15 protein-coding genes are annotated in these 16,834 nt (G+C 31.1%); 3 read left to right on the plus strand and 12 right to left on the minus strand.

The window, feature by feature from the left end; all coding sequences use genetic code 11:
• Nucleotides 1–23: 23 nt before the first annotated feature.
• Complete coding sequence (locus VRU49_RS05160) at nt 24–650, minus strand: HAD family hydrolase (RefSeq protein ID WP_330145717.1); 627 nt, start codon at nt 648–650, stop codon at nt 24–26.
• A 246-nt stretch (nt 651–896) separates the two neighbouring features.
• On the opposite strand from VRU49_RS05160, the gene VRU49_RS05165 reads away from it, so the two are divergent.
• The gene (locus VRU49_RS05165) at nt 897–1,271 is read left to right on the plus strand and encodes a LytR/AlgR family response regulator transcription factor (RefSeq protein WP_330145718.1); all 375 of its coding nucleotides are present in this window, start codon (nt 897–899) and stop codon (nt 1,269–1,271) included.
• 36 nt (nt 1,272–1,307) lie between these two features.
• Here VRU49_RS05165 and VRU49_RS05170 read toward each other — a convergent pair whose 3' ends face one another.
• The 6 genes from VRU49_RS05170 to VRU49_RS05195 all read right to left on the minus strand — a co-directional run bounded on the left by VRU49_RS05170 (nt 1,308) and on the right by VRU49_RS05195 (nt 7,628).
• Nucleotides 1,308–1,994 carry an MCP four helix bundle domain-containing protein gene (locus VRU49_RS05170; protein ID WP_330145719.1) on the minus strand — a complete coding sequence of 229 codons (687 nt, stop codon included), beginning with the start codon at nt 1,992–1,994 and terminating at the stop codon, nt 1,308–1,310.
• Nucleotides 1,995–2,332: 338 nt separating this feature from the next.
• Nucleotides 2,333–3,184 (minus strand): hypothetical protein, encoded by an 852-nt coding sequence (locus VRU49_RS05175; protein WP_330145720.1) that lies wholly within the window; start codon nt 3,182–3,184, stop codon nt 2,333–2,335.
• Nucleotides 3,185–3,189: 5 nt separating this feature from the next.
• Complete coding sequence (locus VRU49_RS05180; RefSeq protein WP_330145721.1) at nt 3,190–3,627, minus strand: hypothetical protein; 438 nt, start codon at nt 3,625–3,627, stop codon at nt 3,190–3,192.
• 1 nt (nt 3,628) lies between these two features.
• On the minus strand, nt 3,629–4,513 hold the full coding sequence (locus VRU49_RS05185) for a hypothetical protein (protein ID WP_330145722.1): 885 nt from the start codon (nt 4,511–4,513) through the stop codon (nt 3,629–3,631).
• Between the two features lie 103 nt (nt 4,514–4,616).
• Nucleotides 4,617–5,846 carry a PDZ domain-containing protein gene (locus VRU49_RS05190; RefSeq protein ID WP_330145723.1) on the minus strand — a complete coding sequence of 410 codons (1,230 nt, stop codon included), beginning with the start codon at nt 5,844–5,846 and terminating at the stop codon, nt 4,617–4,619.
• Between the two features lie 117 nt (nt 5,847–5,963).
• Entirely contained in the window at nt 5,964–7,628 is a 1,665-nt protein-coding gene (locus tag VRU49_RS05195; protein ID WP_330145724.1) for a M1 family metallopeptidase, read from the minus strand.
• Nucleotides 7,629–7,875: 247 nt separating this feature from the next.
• On the opposite strand from VRU49_RS05195, the gene VRU49_RS05200 reads away from it, so the two are divergent.
• The gene (locus VRU49_RS05200; RefSeq protein ID WP_330145725.1) at nt 7,876–8,148 is read left to right on the plus strand and encodes a helix-turn-helix domain-containing protein; all 273 of its coding nucleotides are present in this window, start codon (nt 7,876–7,878) and stop codon (nt 8,146–8,148) included.
• On the opposite strand, the gene VRU49_RS05205 is transcribed toward VRU49_RS05200, so the two are convergent.
• Genes VRU49_RS05205 through VRU49_RS05225 form a run of 5 tightly spaced genes read right to left on the minus strand, consistent with a single transcriptional unit; the run spans nt 8,138 to nt 14,731 of the window.
• A complete protein-coding gene (locus VRU49_RS05205; RefSeq protein ID WP_330145726.1) occupies nt 8,138–8,344 on the minus strand; it encodes a hypothetical protein in 207 nt (68 codons plus the stop codon). The genes VRU49_RS05200 and VRU49_RS05205 overlap by 11 nt on opposite strands.
• A 6-nt stretch (nt 8,345–8,350) precedes the next feature.
• Nucleotides 8,351–9,220 carry an N-acetylglucosamine kinase gene (locus VRU49_RS05210; protein ID WP_330145727.1) on the minus strand — a complete coding sequence of 290 codons (870 nt, stop codon included), beginning with the start codon at nt 9,218–9,220 and terminating at the stop codon, nt 8,351–8,353.
• Nucleotide 9,221: 1 nt separating this feature from the next.
• Complete coding sequence (locus tag VRU49_RS05215) at nt 9,222–10,532, minus strand: TolC family protein (RefSeq protein WP_330145728.1); 1,311 nt, start codon at nt 10,530–10,532, stop codon at nt 9,222–9,224.
• An 8-nt stretch (nt 10,533–10,540) separates the two neighbouring features.
• Nucleotides 10,541–13,642, minus strand: a complete 3,102-nt coding sequence (locus VRU49_RS05220; RefSeq protein ID WP_330145729.1) for an efflux RND transporter permease subunit — start codon at nt 13,640–13,642, stop codon at nt 10,541–10,543.
• A gap of 3 nt (nt 13,643–13,645) precedes the next feature.
• Nucleotides 13,646–14,731, minus strand: coding sequence for an efflux RND transporter periplasmic adaptor subunit (locus VRU49_RS05225; RefSeq protein ID WP_330145730.1), 1,086 nt, complete (start codon nt 14,729–14,731; stop codon nt 13,646–13,648).
• 286 nt (nt 14,732–15,017) lie between these two features.
• On the opposite strand from VRU49_RS05225, the gene VRU49_RS05230 reads away from it, so the two are divergent.
• Entirely contained in the window at nt 15,018–16,799 is a 1,782-nt protein-coding gene (locus tag VRU49_RS05230) for a M61 family metallopeptidase (protein WP_330145731.1), read from the plus strand.
• Nucleotides 16,800–16,834 lie beyond the last annotated feature (35 nt).

A 16,834-nucleotide genomic window follows, 5' to 3' on the forward strand; every position in this document is an offset into this window, starting at 1 on the left:
AAATTATGGAAATTGGAACTGCTTTAACTTAAAAATTCTGCTAAAGCGCTAAAATTTGTTATTCTTATTAGGTCTGTTTTATGCTCAAATAGGTTAAGACTATCGTATAGTACACAATCAATTCCCAATTCTTTACCTGCTTTAATTTCTGAATCAGGATCGTCGCCAATAATTAAGATTTCAGATGCTTTGAAATTATATTCTTTTATGATTTTTTGAAATGCGTGGATTTTTGTCTCATCTGTTTTTGTAAAATCCATAATGTAAAATGCTTCAAAATCTTCCTGAAGGTTGAGCTGTTTTATTTTGCTGGTTTGCAATTTTGTGAATCCAGCGGTGATTAGGAATTTCGTTTGTGGCAATTTCTTTAAATGCACATAATCTTCAAAAAATGGTATTTTACCCTCATATTCAAGTTCTACAAGGTGATTTATAGATTTTTCATATAGAGATTCACTCATGTTAAACTCTTTGGCAACATGATGAAAAGGCTTTCTCAAAATAGACTTTTTTATGTTTTCTAAATCAGCCAAATGATCTTCATCTTCAGCGATTAATGAGAAAAGATCTTTGAAAAGTTCATTACCTATAGATGCCGCTGGATATATTGTGTTATCTAAGTCTATAAACAGCGCTTTTTTTGTATTCATTTGGTAAATTTATCAATAAATGGTCGTAATAATGATTAATAAAACGATCATTTTATTATTCTATTTTATGGATTAATATAAATTAATACTACTGAAAATCTTGTGACTTATAATTTCGTAAAAGAAAGAATATCTCAATTTTCACTTAAAATGTATCAGAATTGTTAAAATTATTACTTAAATTTAAGAATAGACAAAATTTATATTTTATCTTTATAGTTTAAACCAAACGTTCCTTTTTTATTTATGCCGAAACCGTCTTATAGCTGTGTTATCGTAGATGATCAATCAGATTTTATTGAGCAAATAGTTGAGTACATACAAGAGTATGGAAATTTAGAAGTTGTTAAAACTTTTACAAACTCAACTGATGTTGTAGAATCACTAGAAGAGTTACCAGAAATAGATTTTTTGTTTTTGGATATAGAAATGCCTTCATTAGACGGAATTAGGTTAGCAAAAATTATCCGAAATAATATTAATAACTTAATTTTTATTAGTGCATATCCCAAATATGCTATAGATGCTTTTGGTGTATCTGCAAATGGATTTTTACCAAAACCAGTTTCCTACCAAAAGTTTAAAAATTTACTAGATTCTTTAATTCTTAAGATGGCATAAATAGATTTAAGCCAGTATAAAATAACTTAATTTGGGTTAGTTTAGGTGAAAGTCTTTCTGCGGTGCCGTTTTTGTTGATTTTACAGCAAATAATATTCCCATAATTAATAAACCTATTATTATAGCTAATCCTATTTGGATGGCTGAATAAAGTTTTGTTCCAGATACTATATCATCAACATCATTAATTAATTCGGAACCTACATTAATTTGGGTGGTTAATAGGTAGTTAATATTTTGTGAAATTTTTAGATAAGTCTTTTTTGCATTTATTTCATATAAATTATTCGCAAGTCCACGTTGATTATTTAGAATATAGGTTATTACTTGGTTTTCCTGAATTTTATATTCTTTAATCGCTGTTTTTAGATTTTTTAATTGAGATGCTTCTGTCTCGACGATATAAGTTTTATCGTAAATTAATAATAGCGAATCAATTTTTTTATTGTTTACGGCTATGACACTAGAAATATAATCTGGCTGAATTTCTGCAGAACCTTGTATGTATTTTTCTAAGGTCCAGTTTTTTTCTGTTAATAATAAATTTATATCATGTAGTAATACTGAAGGAATTAACCGGTCATTATATAACGATTTAAATGAAGTGTTCATGTCGTTAACACTTTTGTCTTCCAGAGTTCTAATTAAAATAGTGCACCCCATTACAAGAAAAAGGAGAACAGCTATTTTTAGCTTTTGCTGAATGTAAAATGAAAATTTCATGAATTAATTTCTATTTGTGTTATACCAAGTTAACAAATTTGTTTAGTTCATTAAAAATTTTGAAACAATCCTTCTTTAATTCTTAAGAATTTTTCTTCCTTACTTGAGGTCAATTCATAATAATAAACTCATCATAATGAAATTAAATCATTAAATAAGTTCTATTATAAATGATCTAAAAGTTATATAAACTTCAGGGTAATTTATACAATCCTAAAATTCTAAAAAATCAAGCTTAAATCAACTTAAAATATGTAAGGTTATTGTAAAAAGAAACAACTTGTAATTTTAGGTCTAATTACCTTTGATTAAAGGAATTAAAATAGATAAATTATTATCTACTTTGATGTTAATGTGGGTGTTCGTTTAGTAATAGTTTCCACTATACTCGTACTTCGAGAAATTGCAAATAAGACTTTATTAGACACTCTAAATCCGGTAGAGATGGTATAGATTATTTTTTCAAGAATAACACCCGATTTATTGTCGACAATATAAGTTGCATTTATGTTACTGTTTATTAATCTTCCAAAAGATGAGGTAGTAAGTTTAATTACTGTACTTTCTTTAGTTACTTCTTCGATTAAGTATTCAGTAACCATCTTTTGCTCATCAATAACCAGAGAGTCTGTCCAGCTATATCCTTTTTTTAATGAAGGGTCGTATTGAAAATCACCTACTAATGAAAAAAGATCTCCACGTTCAAAAAATTCAGGCTGTATTCCTGCAAAAGCAAGGAGCGTATCATTAGCCAGTAGTTTCGAAGGATCTTCAGTAGAGAGAACAATGCCATATTTATCCGTTTTAAGTTCAACAGGCTTATCTAGCATATACCTTAATGCTTTTTCTATTTTAGAACTTGGGTCTACGGGTTTATTAGAGTTAAAATGAAGTACATTATTTAAGGATTCGATTTTATTGTCCATTTCTTCAATGGTAATTTTAAAACCATATCCATTGGATGTAGAATCTGTTACTTTTATAGATTTTTTTATTTGAGATTCGGTATTTACGCTAACATTTTGTTCACCTCTTTCAACTACGCCGGTTGAGATTACTTTAGTGTTTTTTACATACTCATCACCAACTTTAAAATCAAATGCTCTATTTAAGTTTTGAGCATAAGTTGCCGAAACTTGGGAAATAAAACAAAAAAGAAATATTAGTTTTAAAATATTTTTCGTCTTCATAATATTTATGGTCGAACTACCAATCTTAATTCTGGAACAGGTGTGATGGGAGCAACGGGTGGTAATGTAGGTAAAACGGGTAATGAAATCATAGGTGCCGTAGGAGCCATAGAAGCAACAAATGCAGGAGATGGCACTGCAGGGGCAGGTGGACTTACCGGCATTGCTGGAATTAAATTGTTTAAATTAATATTCGGAATGTTAGTAGGTAAATTTAAACCTGCTAATGATGGTATTGAAGGAACCGGTGGCGCCTGAATACTGAAAGGGTTTACGGTTACATTTCCTGTTAAATTATTAGGACTTGTAGGTGAGCTAGGTAAAACTGTATTTGGAATAGGCGTTTTCCAATTAGAATTATTGTTAAGCCCGGATTGAGCAACAGCAGAACCACCGAATAATAAGCCAACAAAAAGAAAAAGCTTTATTAATATTTTGTTCATTTTAGAAAATATTATTATTTGTTGAATTTTTTAATTTTTTTAGTGAATATGGGAAGCCAATACTTCCAATCATACTCGGTTTGTCTCCAGAATATCCTGTAAGGTTATAAATACCTAAACCTACTGTTATATTATTGGGAAAAGGTCTAAAACCAGTTGATATTCCAAGGTTGGTTCCTGACCATTCTAAATTTACATTAATATCTTTAAATACTTCATATGAAACGTTTCCAAAAATAGCAGTTCCATATTTACCTTTTCCAGCAAGTACATCATAAGGACTTTTTAGTAAAAATCTTCCATTTCCTACACCAATAGTATAGGTTAGTGGAGAGTATCCTTGAGTTTTAGGCGCCATTTTTTGAGAAGAGTGACTAAATGCTATATAATAACTTCCATCCGGAGAGTCAGAAACTTTAGGGTCTGAAAATAACTGAAGTGCACCTAAAGAAAGACTACTTCCTCCTCCAATTTGTCTACTTAAAATAAAATTTGCCGAAAAATCTTTAAATTCAGAAAGTCGTGCAATATTTATACTTGCGGAAAAATTAACATGTTTTTCTGAACTTCCAATACTTGCACCTACTGCTCCAATCATATCTGCTTTTTGTGTGTACAGTGCAGGATAAACACCACCAATTACTGCGAAAAAATAAGCCCCATTGCCACCCCATCCAGATGGAGTCATTATGCTTTGAATACTGTTGTTTGGCATAAAAGTAGGTTGCGCGTATTCTGTTCCGGGAGATGAAACTAGTGAATCCATTTTTAATTTTAAAGCTGTTTCAAATGGATTTTGCGCAAAACTTATATTACTAAACTGTGCAATGATATAGATGGTAGATAGAAACTTAAATATTGATTTTCCGTTTATAGTACTATTCATTCTTGTCAGAAATGCATATTAAATACAATATACAATTTTTTTAATAGGGTATAAGTTTAAATTTTTACAAATTTACATTAATTAAAAATAACAAAGGGTTGATTTATACTCGTCTTTTTAGTGTAATAATAAAATTTAACCTTTTTCCTTCTCTTAATATTTCAATAAAGATACTTTTTCCATTTTCAGATTTAAATAATTCGCCTAGTGCTTCAACTCCAATTTCTTCCGCTGGAATTAAGTTTACCTTATAAATTTGATCATTTTCTTTTAATCCAATTTCATCTGACGGCGATCCTGGTTCAATTCTACTGATATAAATATCATTTAAATCTTTTCCCGTTGCATATAGTTCTATGCCACTCATATCGTGCTCTTGATTTGGAAAATAAACAAATCTAGGCTTTAAATAAAGTAATTCGTTTTTAAAATCTACAATTAAAGTATACCTTTTTAATAATTCTGTTCCTAAATTGCCATCTCTATTATTATTTAAAGTAGACCTATGGAGGTTTAAGGGGAAAGCAGATATAGGGTTGTTTATTTTTAATTTGCCAATTTTTAATTGTTTTACTCTACCAATTTCGCCTGTAATTAAACCTGTTAAGCCTCTTCCTAAATTTGCTTTAATTGTGTTGGTAACTGGCCAGTTTTTTAAATTGGTATGTTCTAATGATAATCCATGGCCTGCTCCAATATCTAATACTAATTTGCAATTGCATTGAGAATTATCATAAAAAGTAATATTACTAACTAAGTAAGGTTTTTTATTTTCAATGGTAATTGGAATTTTTTGAAATTTTCGATAAGATATTTTTGCATTTTCTGAAAAAACGGTAATCAATGAATTTGTAAAATCGAATCTAAGTTTGAGATGTGTAAAGAATTCATATCCTAATAAACCGTGAACTTTAATCCCCATAAAATTAGAAACTCCGAAGTAGTCTGATTTTAAAATAGCAGGTGTTAGGTTTACACTCTTTAATGATTCACCAAAATCGAAATTCTGTGGGCCTGGGATTAATGCTTCAAAAATTTCGCCTTCCGAAATCCCAGATAATAAAAGTGTTCTCTTGTTTAATAGATTTGTTGTGTCTATTAAATTGGGATCCATAATTAAAACTAATGGGGAACCAGAATCTACTATGAAATTATAAGGACCTTTACCATTTATGTTTAATTCAACAACAATCATGTTTTTGATTAATTTAAAGGGTATGTTGTAGGATTTTAAATCTTTGTTTAACTCAAAATACTGAGCTCTACTTTTTTTTGCAAAAAGCAGACATGAAAGTAGAATTAAATTAAATAACAAAAGTTTTAAAACTTTCATAGGTGTTAGTATTAATGCAAGACTAAAAACTTAGTTATGTGCTTTACTAACAAGAAAGTTACTAAATAAAAATTAAATAGAAGAAAATAAAAATGATGAAATAAAGAATAATTTAATCTAAAGCAGTCTGTTAACTTTTATGTAGTATTTTTTTTCTATAGCTTTTTCAACAATTAATTTAATTTGATTTTCACTTAATTGTGTATTTTTCCATGTGGTAGTTGGTTGGATTCTTAAAATAGCATTTTTAGAGGTAAGCACCAAAGGCAAACTAAAGTTAGGGATGCAGTTTGTATATCTGTATTTAATAACACCTTTTGATGAGTCTAAATAATATTCTAAAACAGGAATTTCTGTATTTCTTAAATATTGATTAAATACTGGTTTATAATCAAAACCAGCTTGAGTTGAAATAAAGTATTCTATATCTAAACTGGTTACTACTTGTTTCTGAAATTTTGTATTTAGGCCATGTAATATATTTCTAAACTTCACATCATTGTTTATACTATTTCTAATTGAGTGCATCATGTTTGCTGCTTTGGCATACATATCTTCACTACCTAAAGAGTAGGTATTATATTCAGAAATTATTGGTTTATCATTTTTTATGTTTTTTCGCGTACCAAAATTATATTCATGGGCAATTTCACTACCATAATTATATTCAACATATAGTGTTTCTGCATAACTAGAAAGCCCCTCATGTACCCAATTGTCCGCTAAATCTCGAGTTGATATATTATTTCCAAACCATTCATGGGCAGATTCATGCACGATAATAAAATCCCATTTTGTATGTAGTCCAACGCCCGAAATATCAACGCCATTATACCCTCCTTTGTAATTATTTCCGTATGCTATAGCACTTTGGTGTTCCATACCAACATAAGGAACCTCAATTAACTTATAGCTGTCTTCATAAAAAGGGTAGGGGCCCATCCAATATTCATAAGCTTCTAACATCGGAAAAACTTCCTTAGTAAAGTGAATTTTTGCCTTTTCTAAATTATAATCAAGTACCCAATAACTTAAATCTAAATTACCTTTTAAACCAGGGTATTGCTGACCGAAATTCACATATTTTCCGATATAAGGGACAATAAGCTGTGGATTGATGCTGTTTTTAACTTCCCAATGGAAGGTTTTTTTATTCTTAAATTCTTTTATTTCTACTAATCTTCCGTTTGAAACTCCTACTAATGAGTCGGGTACAGTTATTTTTACAGAAGCACCTTGTTCAGGTTCATCACTTGGGTGATCTTTTCCAGGAAACCAAGCAGATGTTCCAGATTTCCCGTGACTAATTACGGTTACTAAGGGTCTATTTTGAGCATCTTTGCCAAAAACCCATCCGCCTTCCCATGGGGGATTTGTAGATTCTGTTAAATTTCCACTGTAATAAATGCTTATTTTATGAATACTATTTTTTGATTGTATTGGAAGTTTTAAGTAGTAAACACCAGAATCATTTGTTACTTCAATTTTTTCAGAACCTAAAAAAACACTATCTATTTTGAGTGGTGAATTTAAATCAATTTGCATTAATTTATCATGATTACTTTCCAGAACTTTATAAGTAATGTTTGATATACCAATTAAACTTTTACTTTGAATAAAGGGTTCAAATTCTATATCATATTTTAAAACATCCCACCAATTTCTTGATGAATTAATTTCTCCTTTATTTCTTTTGTCTCTTGTATAGTTTTGTGAGAACGCTCCATTCAAAAAGAAAAACAATAATGAAAGTGTAATTATGGATATTTTATTGAATTGCATAACTTAAAATACATAAGAGAATCTGTTTTTGGTAGTAATAAATTCAATTTTTTGACGAAGTAATTAGATTAATATTTTTGATTATTTCAGGTGATGGTTTAAGATTTTAATTGTCAATCGGTTATGTTTTCCTTCTAAATTTCGATAATTGAAAAATTTTAGAACAAATCAAATGATCTAATGTTTTAAAATTATAAGATTTAGATATCTATCCTAGTGCAGAAGTATTGTTGAACCATTACTATATATGACTACATTGCCGAAAACAAAAACAAAATTCGTTGCTTCGAATATTAGAGGTGTTCGTGAATTTCGAAATTATACTCAAGATTACTTAGCTGCTAAAATTGGAATATCTCAAAATGCCTATAGCAAAATAGAGTTAGGATATAGCAATATTAATTTAGAAAGATTGTTTAGTATTTCTCAGATATTGCAAGTAGAGCCGAGTTATTTGATAAGTTTAGATTTAAAGCAATTAATAGAAACTATTTCTAAGAAAGAAGATTCTAAAGGTTAGGGAATTGACGTTCAACACTTATCAATTCCCAAATGTTATTTTTTTTTATGAAGTGCGCTTCATAACTTTCTGATGGGGGTAAGGTGAAGCAAAATTTTAAGGAATTTACTTCTTTATCTTTGGGGATAAAACGCTCTAATAAACTTTCAGCTATATAATTTATTTTATCGTTTGAAGTAGTTTTTTGCTTACTCATTTTAATTTAAGCGCTTATTTCAGGTTGTAATAAGCCCTCTCTATTTAAAACAAATTTGAAGAGCGAATCAATTGGTTTTTGTATAATGTTACCTACATTAATACCGTTTTTATTACAGATTTGCTTTAATTTATCTTGAAAATGATATGCAATAGAACCTACAAAATTAAAAGGTAAGTTATCTGGATTTTTTTGGTCTTTTAAATTGGTGTCAACAAATTCTTGGAAACCTACACAAAGTATATTTTGAATAAAAGGATGATCTTTATGTTTACTCATGAATCTTGTGAAGCTCGCTAGGTAAATGTTAGGAAATGGCTTCATATAGACATTGGTAATGATAGTATTTTTATCTACTTCATAAGTTTCTGCGAAATCTTTAGCCAATTCATCAGGCATTAAATCATAAAGCCATGATACCAATAATTTTTTGCCGAACCATGTGCCAGAGCCTTCATCACCTAAAATATAGCCTAATCCATGTGTGCCATGATATAATTCTTTACCATCATAAAATGAAACATTAGAGCCTGTTCCTAAGATGCAAGTAAAACCAGGTTGCTCACCACAAGTTGCATATGCTGAACCTATTAAATCGTTGTCGACACTAATAAATGATTTTGTAAAAACTGAAGATAATCCATTAGAAATTATCTCATGTTTATCTGGAGAAGAGCTTCCTGCCCCAAAAAAATATATCTCTCTTACTTTATTGGCAATACTTAATAAATTTTTATCCTTCGCAATTACTTTTGCTATATCGTTGGCATTTAAAAAGTAAGGATTTATTCCAGGAGTATTAAATTCAAAAATCTCCCCCTTGTAATAACCTCGCCAATCTGTTTTCGACGAGCCACTATCTGCTACAAGAATCATATTACTGGATATTTAATGTACCGCTTATTTCCTTAAGGGTAATTTCATTTAATTTAACTTGAAATTGAGCTTCTACATGTCTGGTTAGAGCTGCTAAATATGCAATTTGAGCATCTCTAACATCTAATGGACTTATACTTCCCAATCTGTATTTTTCTAATGTAATGTCTAAATATTGACGTGCAATTTCAACATTTTTATTTTCTAAATTTAATAATTCTTTCCCAGTATCGTAAGTTCTATATGCAGTTAAAATTTGAGCATTAACAGATTCTTTAGCTTGAGATAAGCTTAGTTCAGTGTTTTTAATTTCAATTTTAGCATTTCGTTCATTTTGCTTTTGCAAATTTCCATTAAAAATATTGATGCTGGCAGAAAATCCATAAGTAAAACCATTACTCCTCATTTGCTGATTAAAGCCGGTAGGGGTCATACTTCTATTAAAATTATAACCAGAATTTAATTGTACAACAGGTAATTTTTGACCTTTTGTTGCTTTTAAATTTAATTCGGCAATTCTATTATTTATTACTGAATTTTGGATTATAGGATTTAAAGTAGCTGCTTGATTCATTAAATCAGTTAAATTTAAATTCAAATCACTATCCAATTGCTGGTCTACTTCAAAAATTATATTTGGATCTCTAGCCATTAATCGGTTAAGATTAATCATAGATTGTTTAGCATTATTTTTTAGTTGAAGGTATAAAGCTGTATCGGCGTTATAATCAACCTCTGCAGTTAGAACATCCAATTTAGACCCTCTTCCAATATCAAGTTTGTTTTGTGCTAATTTTAATCTGAAGTTCGAAATATCTATAGCTGTGTCTCTCGCAATAATTAATTTTTGTTGACGTGCTAAATCATAATATCCAATAATTACATCAGAAACTGTATTTAAAACGGCCGTTCTAATTCCTATTTCACCTAATTTCTGTAGCTCTTTTAATCTTTCGTAATTGGTGAACATTTGGAATCCATCAAATAACGTCCAGCCTAAATTAACTCCATAAGAAAAATTAGTGTTTTTTGCGCCGTTTACCGTTCTTTCTACACCACTTGAGTTGGTTAAAACAGAATTCGAAATTCCTCCGCCAGTTGATGCGTCACCCGTTAATCGAGGTAACATTCCAGCATTTCCTAGATTAACATTGTTCTTAGAAATTTCAGCGTTATTATTTACGATTTTTATATCGTAATTGTTTTTTAAAGCTTGTTGAATTGCTTCATTTAAAGTTAACTTTTCTTGTGCTTTTGAATAAAATGCTCCAAGGAAAAGCGCAATAAATAGAATATTTTTTTTTAACGACATAGTGCGTATTAATTTTTTGAATCCCCTTCGTTTTGTAATGATTTCTCTAAATCCTTATTCGCAACATGTTCCTTACTCCAATAAGAATATATAGCAGGGATAACAAACAATGTCAAAATTAATGAAAATAATGTACCTCCAATAATTACAATACCCATACTCATTCTACTTTTTGCTGCAGCGCCTAAGGCCATAGCAATTGGAAGTGCACCTAATGCGATAGCTAAACTGGTCATTAAGATAGGTCTAAGTCGACTAACAGAAGCTTCACGAATAGCTTCTGCAACTGATTTACCTTCTTCTTTAAGTTGGTTAGCAAATTCTACAATTAAAATACCGTTCTTGGTAACCAAACCAATTAGCATGATGGTTCCAATCTGACTAAATATATTCCAACTTTGACCTGTTAACCAAAGCGATAAAAATGCTCCAGCAACAGCTAATGGGACGGTTAAGATAATAATAGCAGGATCTTTAAAGCTTTCGAATTGGGCTGATAATATTAAGTAAACCAATAATAAAGCTAATCCAAATGCGTATAAAGTATTCGAAGAACTTTCTTTAAAATCTCTTGACTCGCCACTTAAATCTGTAGAAAAACGTTCATCTAGCACTTTAGCAGCAATTTCATCCATTGCATCAATACCATCTCCAATACTTTTACCTGGAGCTAAACCAGCAGATACTGTTGCAGAGATAAAACGATTGTTTCTGTATAATTGAGGCGGACTACTTTCTTCTCGTGCATTTACTAAATTGTCTAATTGAATTAATATTCCTTTATCATTACGTACATAAATAGTACTTAAATCTAAAGGATCTGAACGATCACTTTTCTCAAATTGTCCAATAACTTGATATTGCTTCCCGTTCATAAAGAAATAAGAAAAGCGCTGTCCAGAGAGTCCTAACTGCAAACTTTGTGCAATATCAACAATACTAACACCTAAGTTTTTTGCTTTATCTCTATCAATAGTAAGATTTATTTCAGGTTTATTAAACTTTAAATTGACGTCCGAAACAGAGAAAGTTGGGTTTTTACTTACTTCCTCCATAAATACAGGTATTTTTTCTCTCAATTGCTCAAAATTTTGAGCCTGAATAATATAACTTACAGGTAATCCTCCACGACGACCTACAGAAATGGTAGGTTGTTGAGAAACAACTACTCTACCTTCGCTATAAGTTTTAGTGATTTTAGTAAGCTTATCTGCAACTTGTTTCTGAGTTAAATCTCTCTCCGAAGGATCGGTTAACCCCATTCTTAAAAATCCGTTGTTTGCTGCACCAGCACCACCAAACCCTGGCGATGTAAGCGTAATCATAACTTTCTTTTCAGGAATAGAATCATTCACCATCTTCGTTAGATTCATGATAAATCTATCTGTATATTCAAACGAAGCACCTTCTGGTGTAGAAACGTTTACAGTAATGGCACTTCTATCATCATACGGCGCTGTTTCTTTTGGAAGTAAATTCCAGAATAACACAATTAATCCAAAACACACTAATAAGATAGGTAAAGCCAACCAGCGCTTATTTAAAAATGCGTTTAAGTTAGATGCGTATCCTTCATTTAATTTCACAAAATAAGGTTCCGTAAAATTATAGAACTTCGATTTGTTATGCCCTGTACTCTTCATTAAGTACGCATTTAACATCGGTGTTAATGTTAATGAAACGAAGGCAGAAATTAAAACGGCACCACCAATTACAATTCCAAACTCTCTAAATAATCTACCAACAAACCCTTCTAGGAATACAACTGGTAGGAATACTGCCGCCAAGGTTATAGATATAGATATAACGGCAAAAATAATTTCATTAGAACCTTTTATTGCGGCTTCAAAAGGAGAATAACCTTCTTCTAATTTTTTGAAAATATTCTCAGTTACAACAATTCCATCATCCACTACCAAACCAGTAGCCAAAACTATGGCGAGTAATGTAAGCACGTTAATAGAAAACCCGCATATATACATTATAAAGAATGTAAATACTAAGGAAACTGGAATATCAATTAAAGGTCTTATTGCAATTGCCCAATCTCTAAAGAATAGGTAGATAATTAAAATTACTAGGATTAAGGAAAGGATAATAGTTTCGGCAACCTCTGTAACCGATCTCTTAATAAAAATGGTATTATCTAAAGCAATATTAACTTTTATATCTTCTGGTAAATCTTTTTTAAGAATTTCTAATCTTCTATAAAACTCTGCAGAAATTTCTAAATAATTGGCTCCTGGTTGAGGCTGAATAGCCACCGCTACCATTGGTTTGCCAGATTCTCGGGCAATTGTTTCTTCGTTTTCAGGACCTAAAACTGCCCTTCCAATATCTTGAAGTTTTATAACATTTGTGCCGTCATTTACAATAATAAGGTTGTTAAATTGCTCCTCATTAGTTAATTTTCCTAGAGTTTTTACAGTTAATTCTGTTGTAGCACCGGTAATTTTTCCAGAAGGTAATTCTACGTTCTCCCTATCTAATGCATTAACAACATCTCTTGAGGTAAGTCCGTATGCCGCTAATTTATTTGGATCAATCCAAATTCGCATGGCATATCTTTTTTGCCCCCAAATTTGAACCCCACTTACTCCAGGGATGGTTTGAATTCTTTCTGCGATAACATTTTCAGCATAATCACTTAATTCTAATTGATTACGTTTATCGCTCTGAATAGTCATTGAGATAATTGCATCAGAATTGGCATCGGCTTTACTTACAACTGGTAAGCCGTCTATATCTTTTGGTAAACTTCTGGCAGCCTGCGAAACCTTATCTCTAACATCGTTTGCTGCTTCTTCAATATTCTTACCTAAGTTAAACTCAATTGTAATATTACTTGAACCTTGATTACTTGAAGATGATATATTTCTAATTCCATCTATACTATTGATTGCTTTTTCTAAAGGTTCGGTAATTTGAGATTCAATAATATCTGAGTTAGCACCAGGATAAGATGTTCTAACAGATACGGTAGTTGGGTCTATAGAAGGGTACTCTCTAACACCAAGGAAGGTAAAACCGATAATCCCGAAAAGGACTATCATTAAGTTCATTACGATGGCCAGTACAGGCCTCTTAATACTAAGGGTTGCTATACTCATCTTTTATTTCTCAATTTTTACAATGTTAACTTTTACAGGAGCGCCATCTTTAATTGTTAATGCTCCAGTGGTTAATACCGTGTCGCCTTTCGATAATCCTTGCGTAATTAATATTTTATCAGCTGTTCTAGTTCCTGCTTCTACCGGAACTTGCGTTGCTAAACCGTTTTTACTGATGTAAACAATTTTCCCTTTTAAAACAGGAATTACAGATTCATTAGGCACCAAAATAGCATCTTTTAATGTGTTTAATGTCAACTTAATTTTAGCAAATGACCCTGGCAAAAGAAGATTTTTTTGATTATTAGCCAAAGCTTTTATCTGTAAGGTTCTGGTTTCTGTATTTACGCCTGGTTCAATAGCATAAACTTTTCCAATGTGTTCTACACTACTTCCGTCGGTATAGAATTTAATTTCAGATCCAGTCTTAATTTGCGACATATATTTTTCTGGTATTGAAAAACTCACCTTAACCTGATCTATACTTAGAAGATTAGCAATAGAAGTTGCAGGCGTTAAATATTCACCAACCGATATGGATCTTAAACCAATTTTCCCGCTAAATGGAGCTACAATTGAAGTTTTAGCTAATTGCGATTGAATTAATGCGGTTTGAGCTTTTAAAGTGTTTAAATCAGCCAACGCGATATCATACTCTTCCTGACTAATGGCTCCTTTTGCCAATAATTGCTTTGCTCTGTTTTCGCTGGTAGCAGAAAGTGCTTCCTTCGTTTTAGCTTGCTGAAGTTGAGCTTGAATATCTCTGTCGTTAATCTTAACTAATAATTTTCCTTTTTGAACATAAGAACCTTCCTGAAAATAAATTCCAGTTACCAGTCCTGATACTTCTCCATGAAGTGAAACCGATTCATTAGCTTCAATATTACCTGTAACTTCTAAGGCGTTATTGAAATCTGAATAATCAACAATAATTCCATTTACACTCATCGCAGATCCACCACCTGGTCCGCCAGGTCCTTTTCCTGCACCACCACCGCCTTGAATTTTTTTATTTTCCCCTATTCTATAATAAACAAGCCAAGCTAGTCCAAGGGCCAAAACAATATAAAAAATGTATCTTTTTTTCATGGTTAATTAGTGGAAATGAAATGGTTTAAAGTATGTATTAATTAATGGGAATTTAAATCTACTACTCGACTTAAAGTACAAAAAATTTAATTGTATTTATTCTAAATTAGTTGACAAAAATATTCAAATATACATGTTGACATTAGGATGTATTAAGTATGTTACACCGTTTTATAAGATTAATGTCAAATTCTAAATGTTGTATTGAAATTGGATATTAGATAATAAAAATATAGAAATTTATAACTTTATACTTTGTCAATTTTTTAAGTCTGAACAATTATACATGAAACAAAAAACAACAATTCTTAGTATTTTAATGCTGTCTTTATTATCGTTTGCGGTCAAAGCCCAGGAAAAATTTGAGTTTAAAGTAAGTTTTACTGAACCTCAAGCACATTATGCTGATGTAGAGATGAATATCCAAGGGGTAAAAAAATCTTATATCGATTTAAAAATGCCAGTATGGCAACCTGGATCTTATTTAATAAGGGAGTTCCCAAAAAATGTTGAGTTTTTTAAAGCTTCCGTTTCTGGAAAGGAAGTGCCTGTTCAGAAGATTAATAAAAATACATGGCGAATATTCACTAATAATGCAAATTCTATACAAGTAAGTTATAAGGTTTATGCTTTCGAAATAAGCGTTAGAACCTCATTTGTTGATGAATCTCATGCCTTTCTATCTCCAACTGGAGTTTTTATGTATCCTGATGGATATTTAAACAAACCGAGTACAGTGAAAATAAAATTACCAAAAATTTGGTCAAAAGTTTCAACTGGATTAGAAAAATTGAATGAACCATTTACTTATCGTGCTTCAGATTTCGATATATTATTTGATAGCCCAATTGAAATTGGAAACCATGATGTTTTTGAATTTATGGCTTCAGGCGTAAAACATGAAGTAGCCATGTATGGAGGAGGAAATTATGATCCAGCAATATTGAAAAAGGATATGGCAAAAATTGTTGAGTATCAAACTAAAATTTATGGCGAGAACCCAAATAAGCATTATGTTTTTATCGTTCATAATTTTGAAAATGGGAGAGGTGGATTAGAGCATTTAAATTCTACTACTTTAGGTGCAACTCGAAATGGATACAATCAGCCAGGTATTTATAATAACTTTCTAAGATTAGTTGCTCATGAATATTTTCATTTATGGAATGTGAAAAGAATGAGACCAGTTGCATTAGGTCCGTTTGATTACAATAATGAGAATTATACAACGAACTTATGGATATCCGAAGGATTTACTACTTATTACAGTACTAAATCTATGTTAAAAGCTGGATTTTCTACTCAACAGAATTTTCTAAATACAGTTGGGGCTTCTATTGCAGGAATTGAAAATACAATTGGCGCAAAACAACAATCGGCATCTTCATCTAGTTTCGATACCTGGATTATTCAATATAGACCGAATGAAAACTCTACAAATAATTCTGTATCGTATTACAGTAAAGGGGATGTTATAGGTATATTAATGGATTTAGAAATCATCAATGCTACAAAAGGACAGAAAAGTTTAGACGATGTTATGCGTGCCATGTATGCAAAAAACATGCGCGAAAATAAAGGCTTTACTGATGCTGAGTTTAAAAAAATGGTGGAAGATGTAAGTGGTAAAAACTTTACAGAGTTCTGGAAAAAATATGTTGATGGAACTGATCCAATAGAATATGCAAAATATTTAGGTTATGCTGGGTTGAAAGTCGAAAATACAGGAGAAATGAGCACTTGGTTGGGTGCAACTGCAAAAGATAATTGTGGTGCTGTGGTTATTTCAATTGTGGCTAGAGGTTCTGCTGCATGGGACGGTGGTTTAAACGTTAATGATGAAGTATTATCAGTGGATGGTAATAAGCCAGAGCTGAACCTAGAATCGATGATGTTAAAGGCAAATAAAAAGCCAGGCGATTTAGTGAAGTTTAAGGTTTTAAGAGCTGGATTAGAAAAGGAAATCAATTTAAAGCTTACTCAAAATAGACCTTTAAAACTGAGTATTACGATAGATCCAAATGCTAGTGCCGCACAGAAGGCTGTATTGAAAAAATGGACCGAATAGTGGAGAGGAAATAAAAAAAAAGCCCCAATTATAAT

Origin of the sequence: Pedobacter flavus (assembly GCF_036324285.1) — a bacterium.
Lineage (GTDB): Bacteria > Bacteroidota > Bacteroidia > Sphingobacteriales > Sphingobacteriaceae > Pedobacter > Pedobacter flavus.

Bases quoted from the DNA above. Each gene is read 5' to 3' on its own strand.
- VRU49_RS05160 (WP_330145717.1), bottom strand. From the start codon at position 650: ATGAATACAAAAAAAGCGCTGTTTATAGACTTAGATAACACAATATAT.
- VRU49_RS05165 (WP_330145718.1), top strand. From the start codon at position 897: ATGCCGAAACCGTCTTATAGCTGTGTTATCGTAGATGATCAATCAGAT.
- VRU49_RS05170 (WP_330145719.1), bottom strand. From the start codon at position 1,994: ATGAAATTTTCATTTTACATTCAGCAAAAGCTAAAAATAGCTGTTCTC.
- VRU49_RS05175 (WP_330145720.1), bottom strand. From the start codon at position 3,184: ATGAAGACGAAAAATATTTTAAAACTAATATTTCTTTTTTGTTTTATT.
- VRU49_RS05180 (WP_330145721.1), bottom strand. From the start codon at position 3,627: ATGAACAAAATATTAATAAAGCTTTTTCTTTTTGTTGGCTTATTATTC.
- VRU49_RS05185 (WP_330145722.1), bottom strand. From the start codon at position 4,513: ATGAATAGTACTATAAACGGAAAATCAATATTTAAGTTTCTATCTACC.
- VRU49_RS05190 (WP_330145723.1), bottom strand. From the start codon at position 5,846: ATGAAAGTTTTAAAACTTTTGTTATTTAATTTAATTCTACTTTCATGT.
- VRU49_RS05195 (WP_330145724.1), bottom strand. From the start codon at position 7,628: ATGCAATTCAATAAAATATCCATAATTACACTTTCATTATTGTTTTTC.
- VRU49_RS05200 (WP_330145725.1), top strand. From the start codon at position 7,876: ATGACTACATTGCCGAAAACAAAAACAAAATTCGTTGCTTCGAATATT.
- VRU49_RS05205 (WP_330145726.1), bottom strand. From the start codon at position 8,344: ATGAGTAAGCAAAAAACTACTTCAAACGATAAAATAAATTATATAGCT.
- VRU49_RS05210 (WP_330145727.1), bottom strand. From the start codon at position 9,220: ATGATTCTTGTAGCAGATAGTGGCTCGTCGAAAACAGATTGGCGAGGT.
- VRU49_RS05215 (WP_330145728.1), bottom strand. From the start codon at position 10,532: ATGTCGTTAAAAAAAAATATTCTATTTATTGCGCTTTTCCTTGGAGCA.
- VRU49_RS05220 (WP_330145729.1), bottom strand. From the start codon at position 13,642: ATGAGTATAGCAACCCTTAGTATTAAGAGGCCTGTACTGGCCATCGTA.
- VRU49_RS05225 (WP_330145730.1), bottom strand. From the start codon at position 14,731: ATGAAAAAAAGATACATTTTTTATATTGTTTTGGCCCTTGGACTAGCT.
- VRU49_RS05230 (WP_330145731.1), top strand. From the start codon at position 15,018: ATGAAACAAAAAACAACAATTCTTAGTATTTTAATGCTGTCTTTATTA.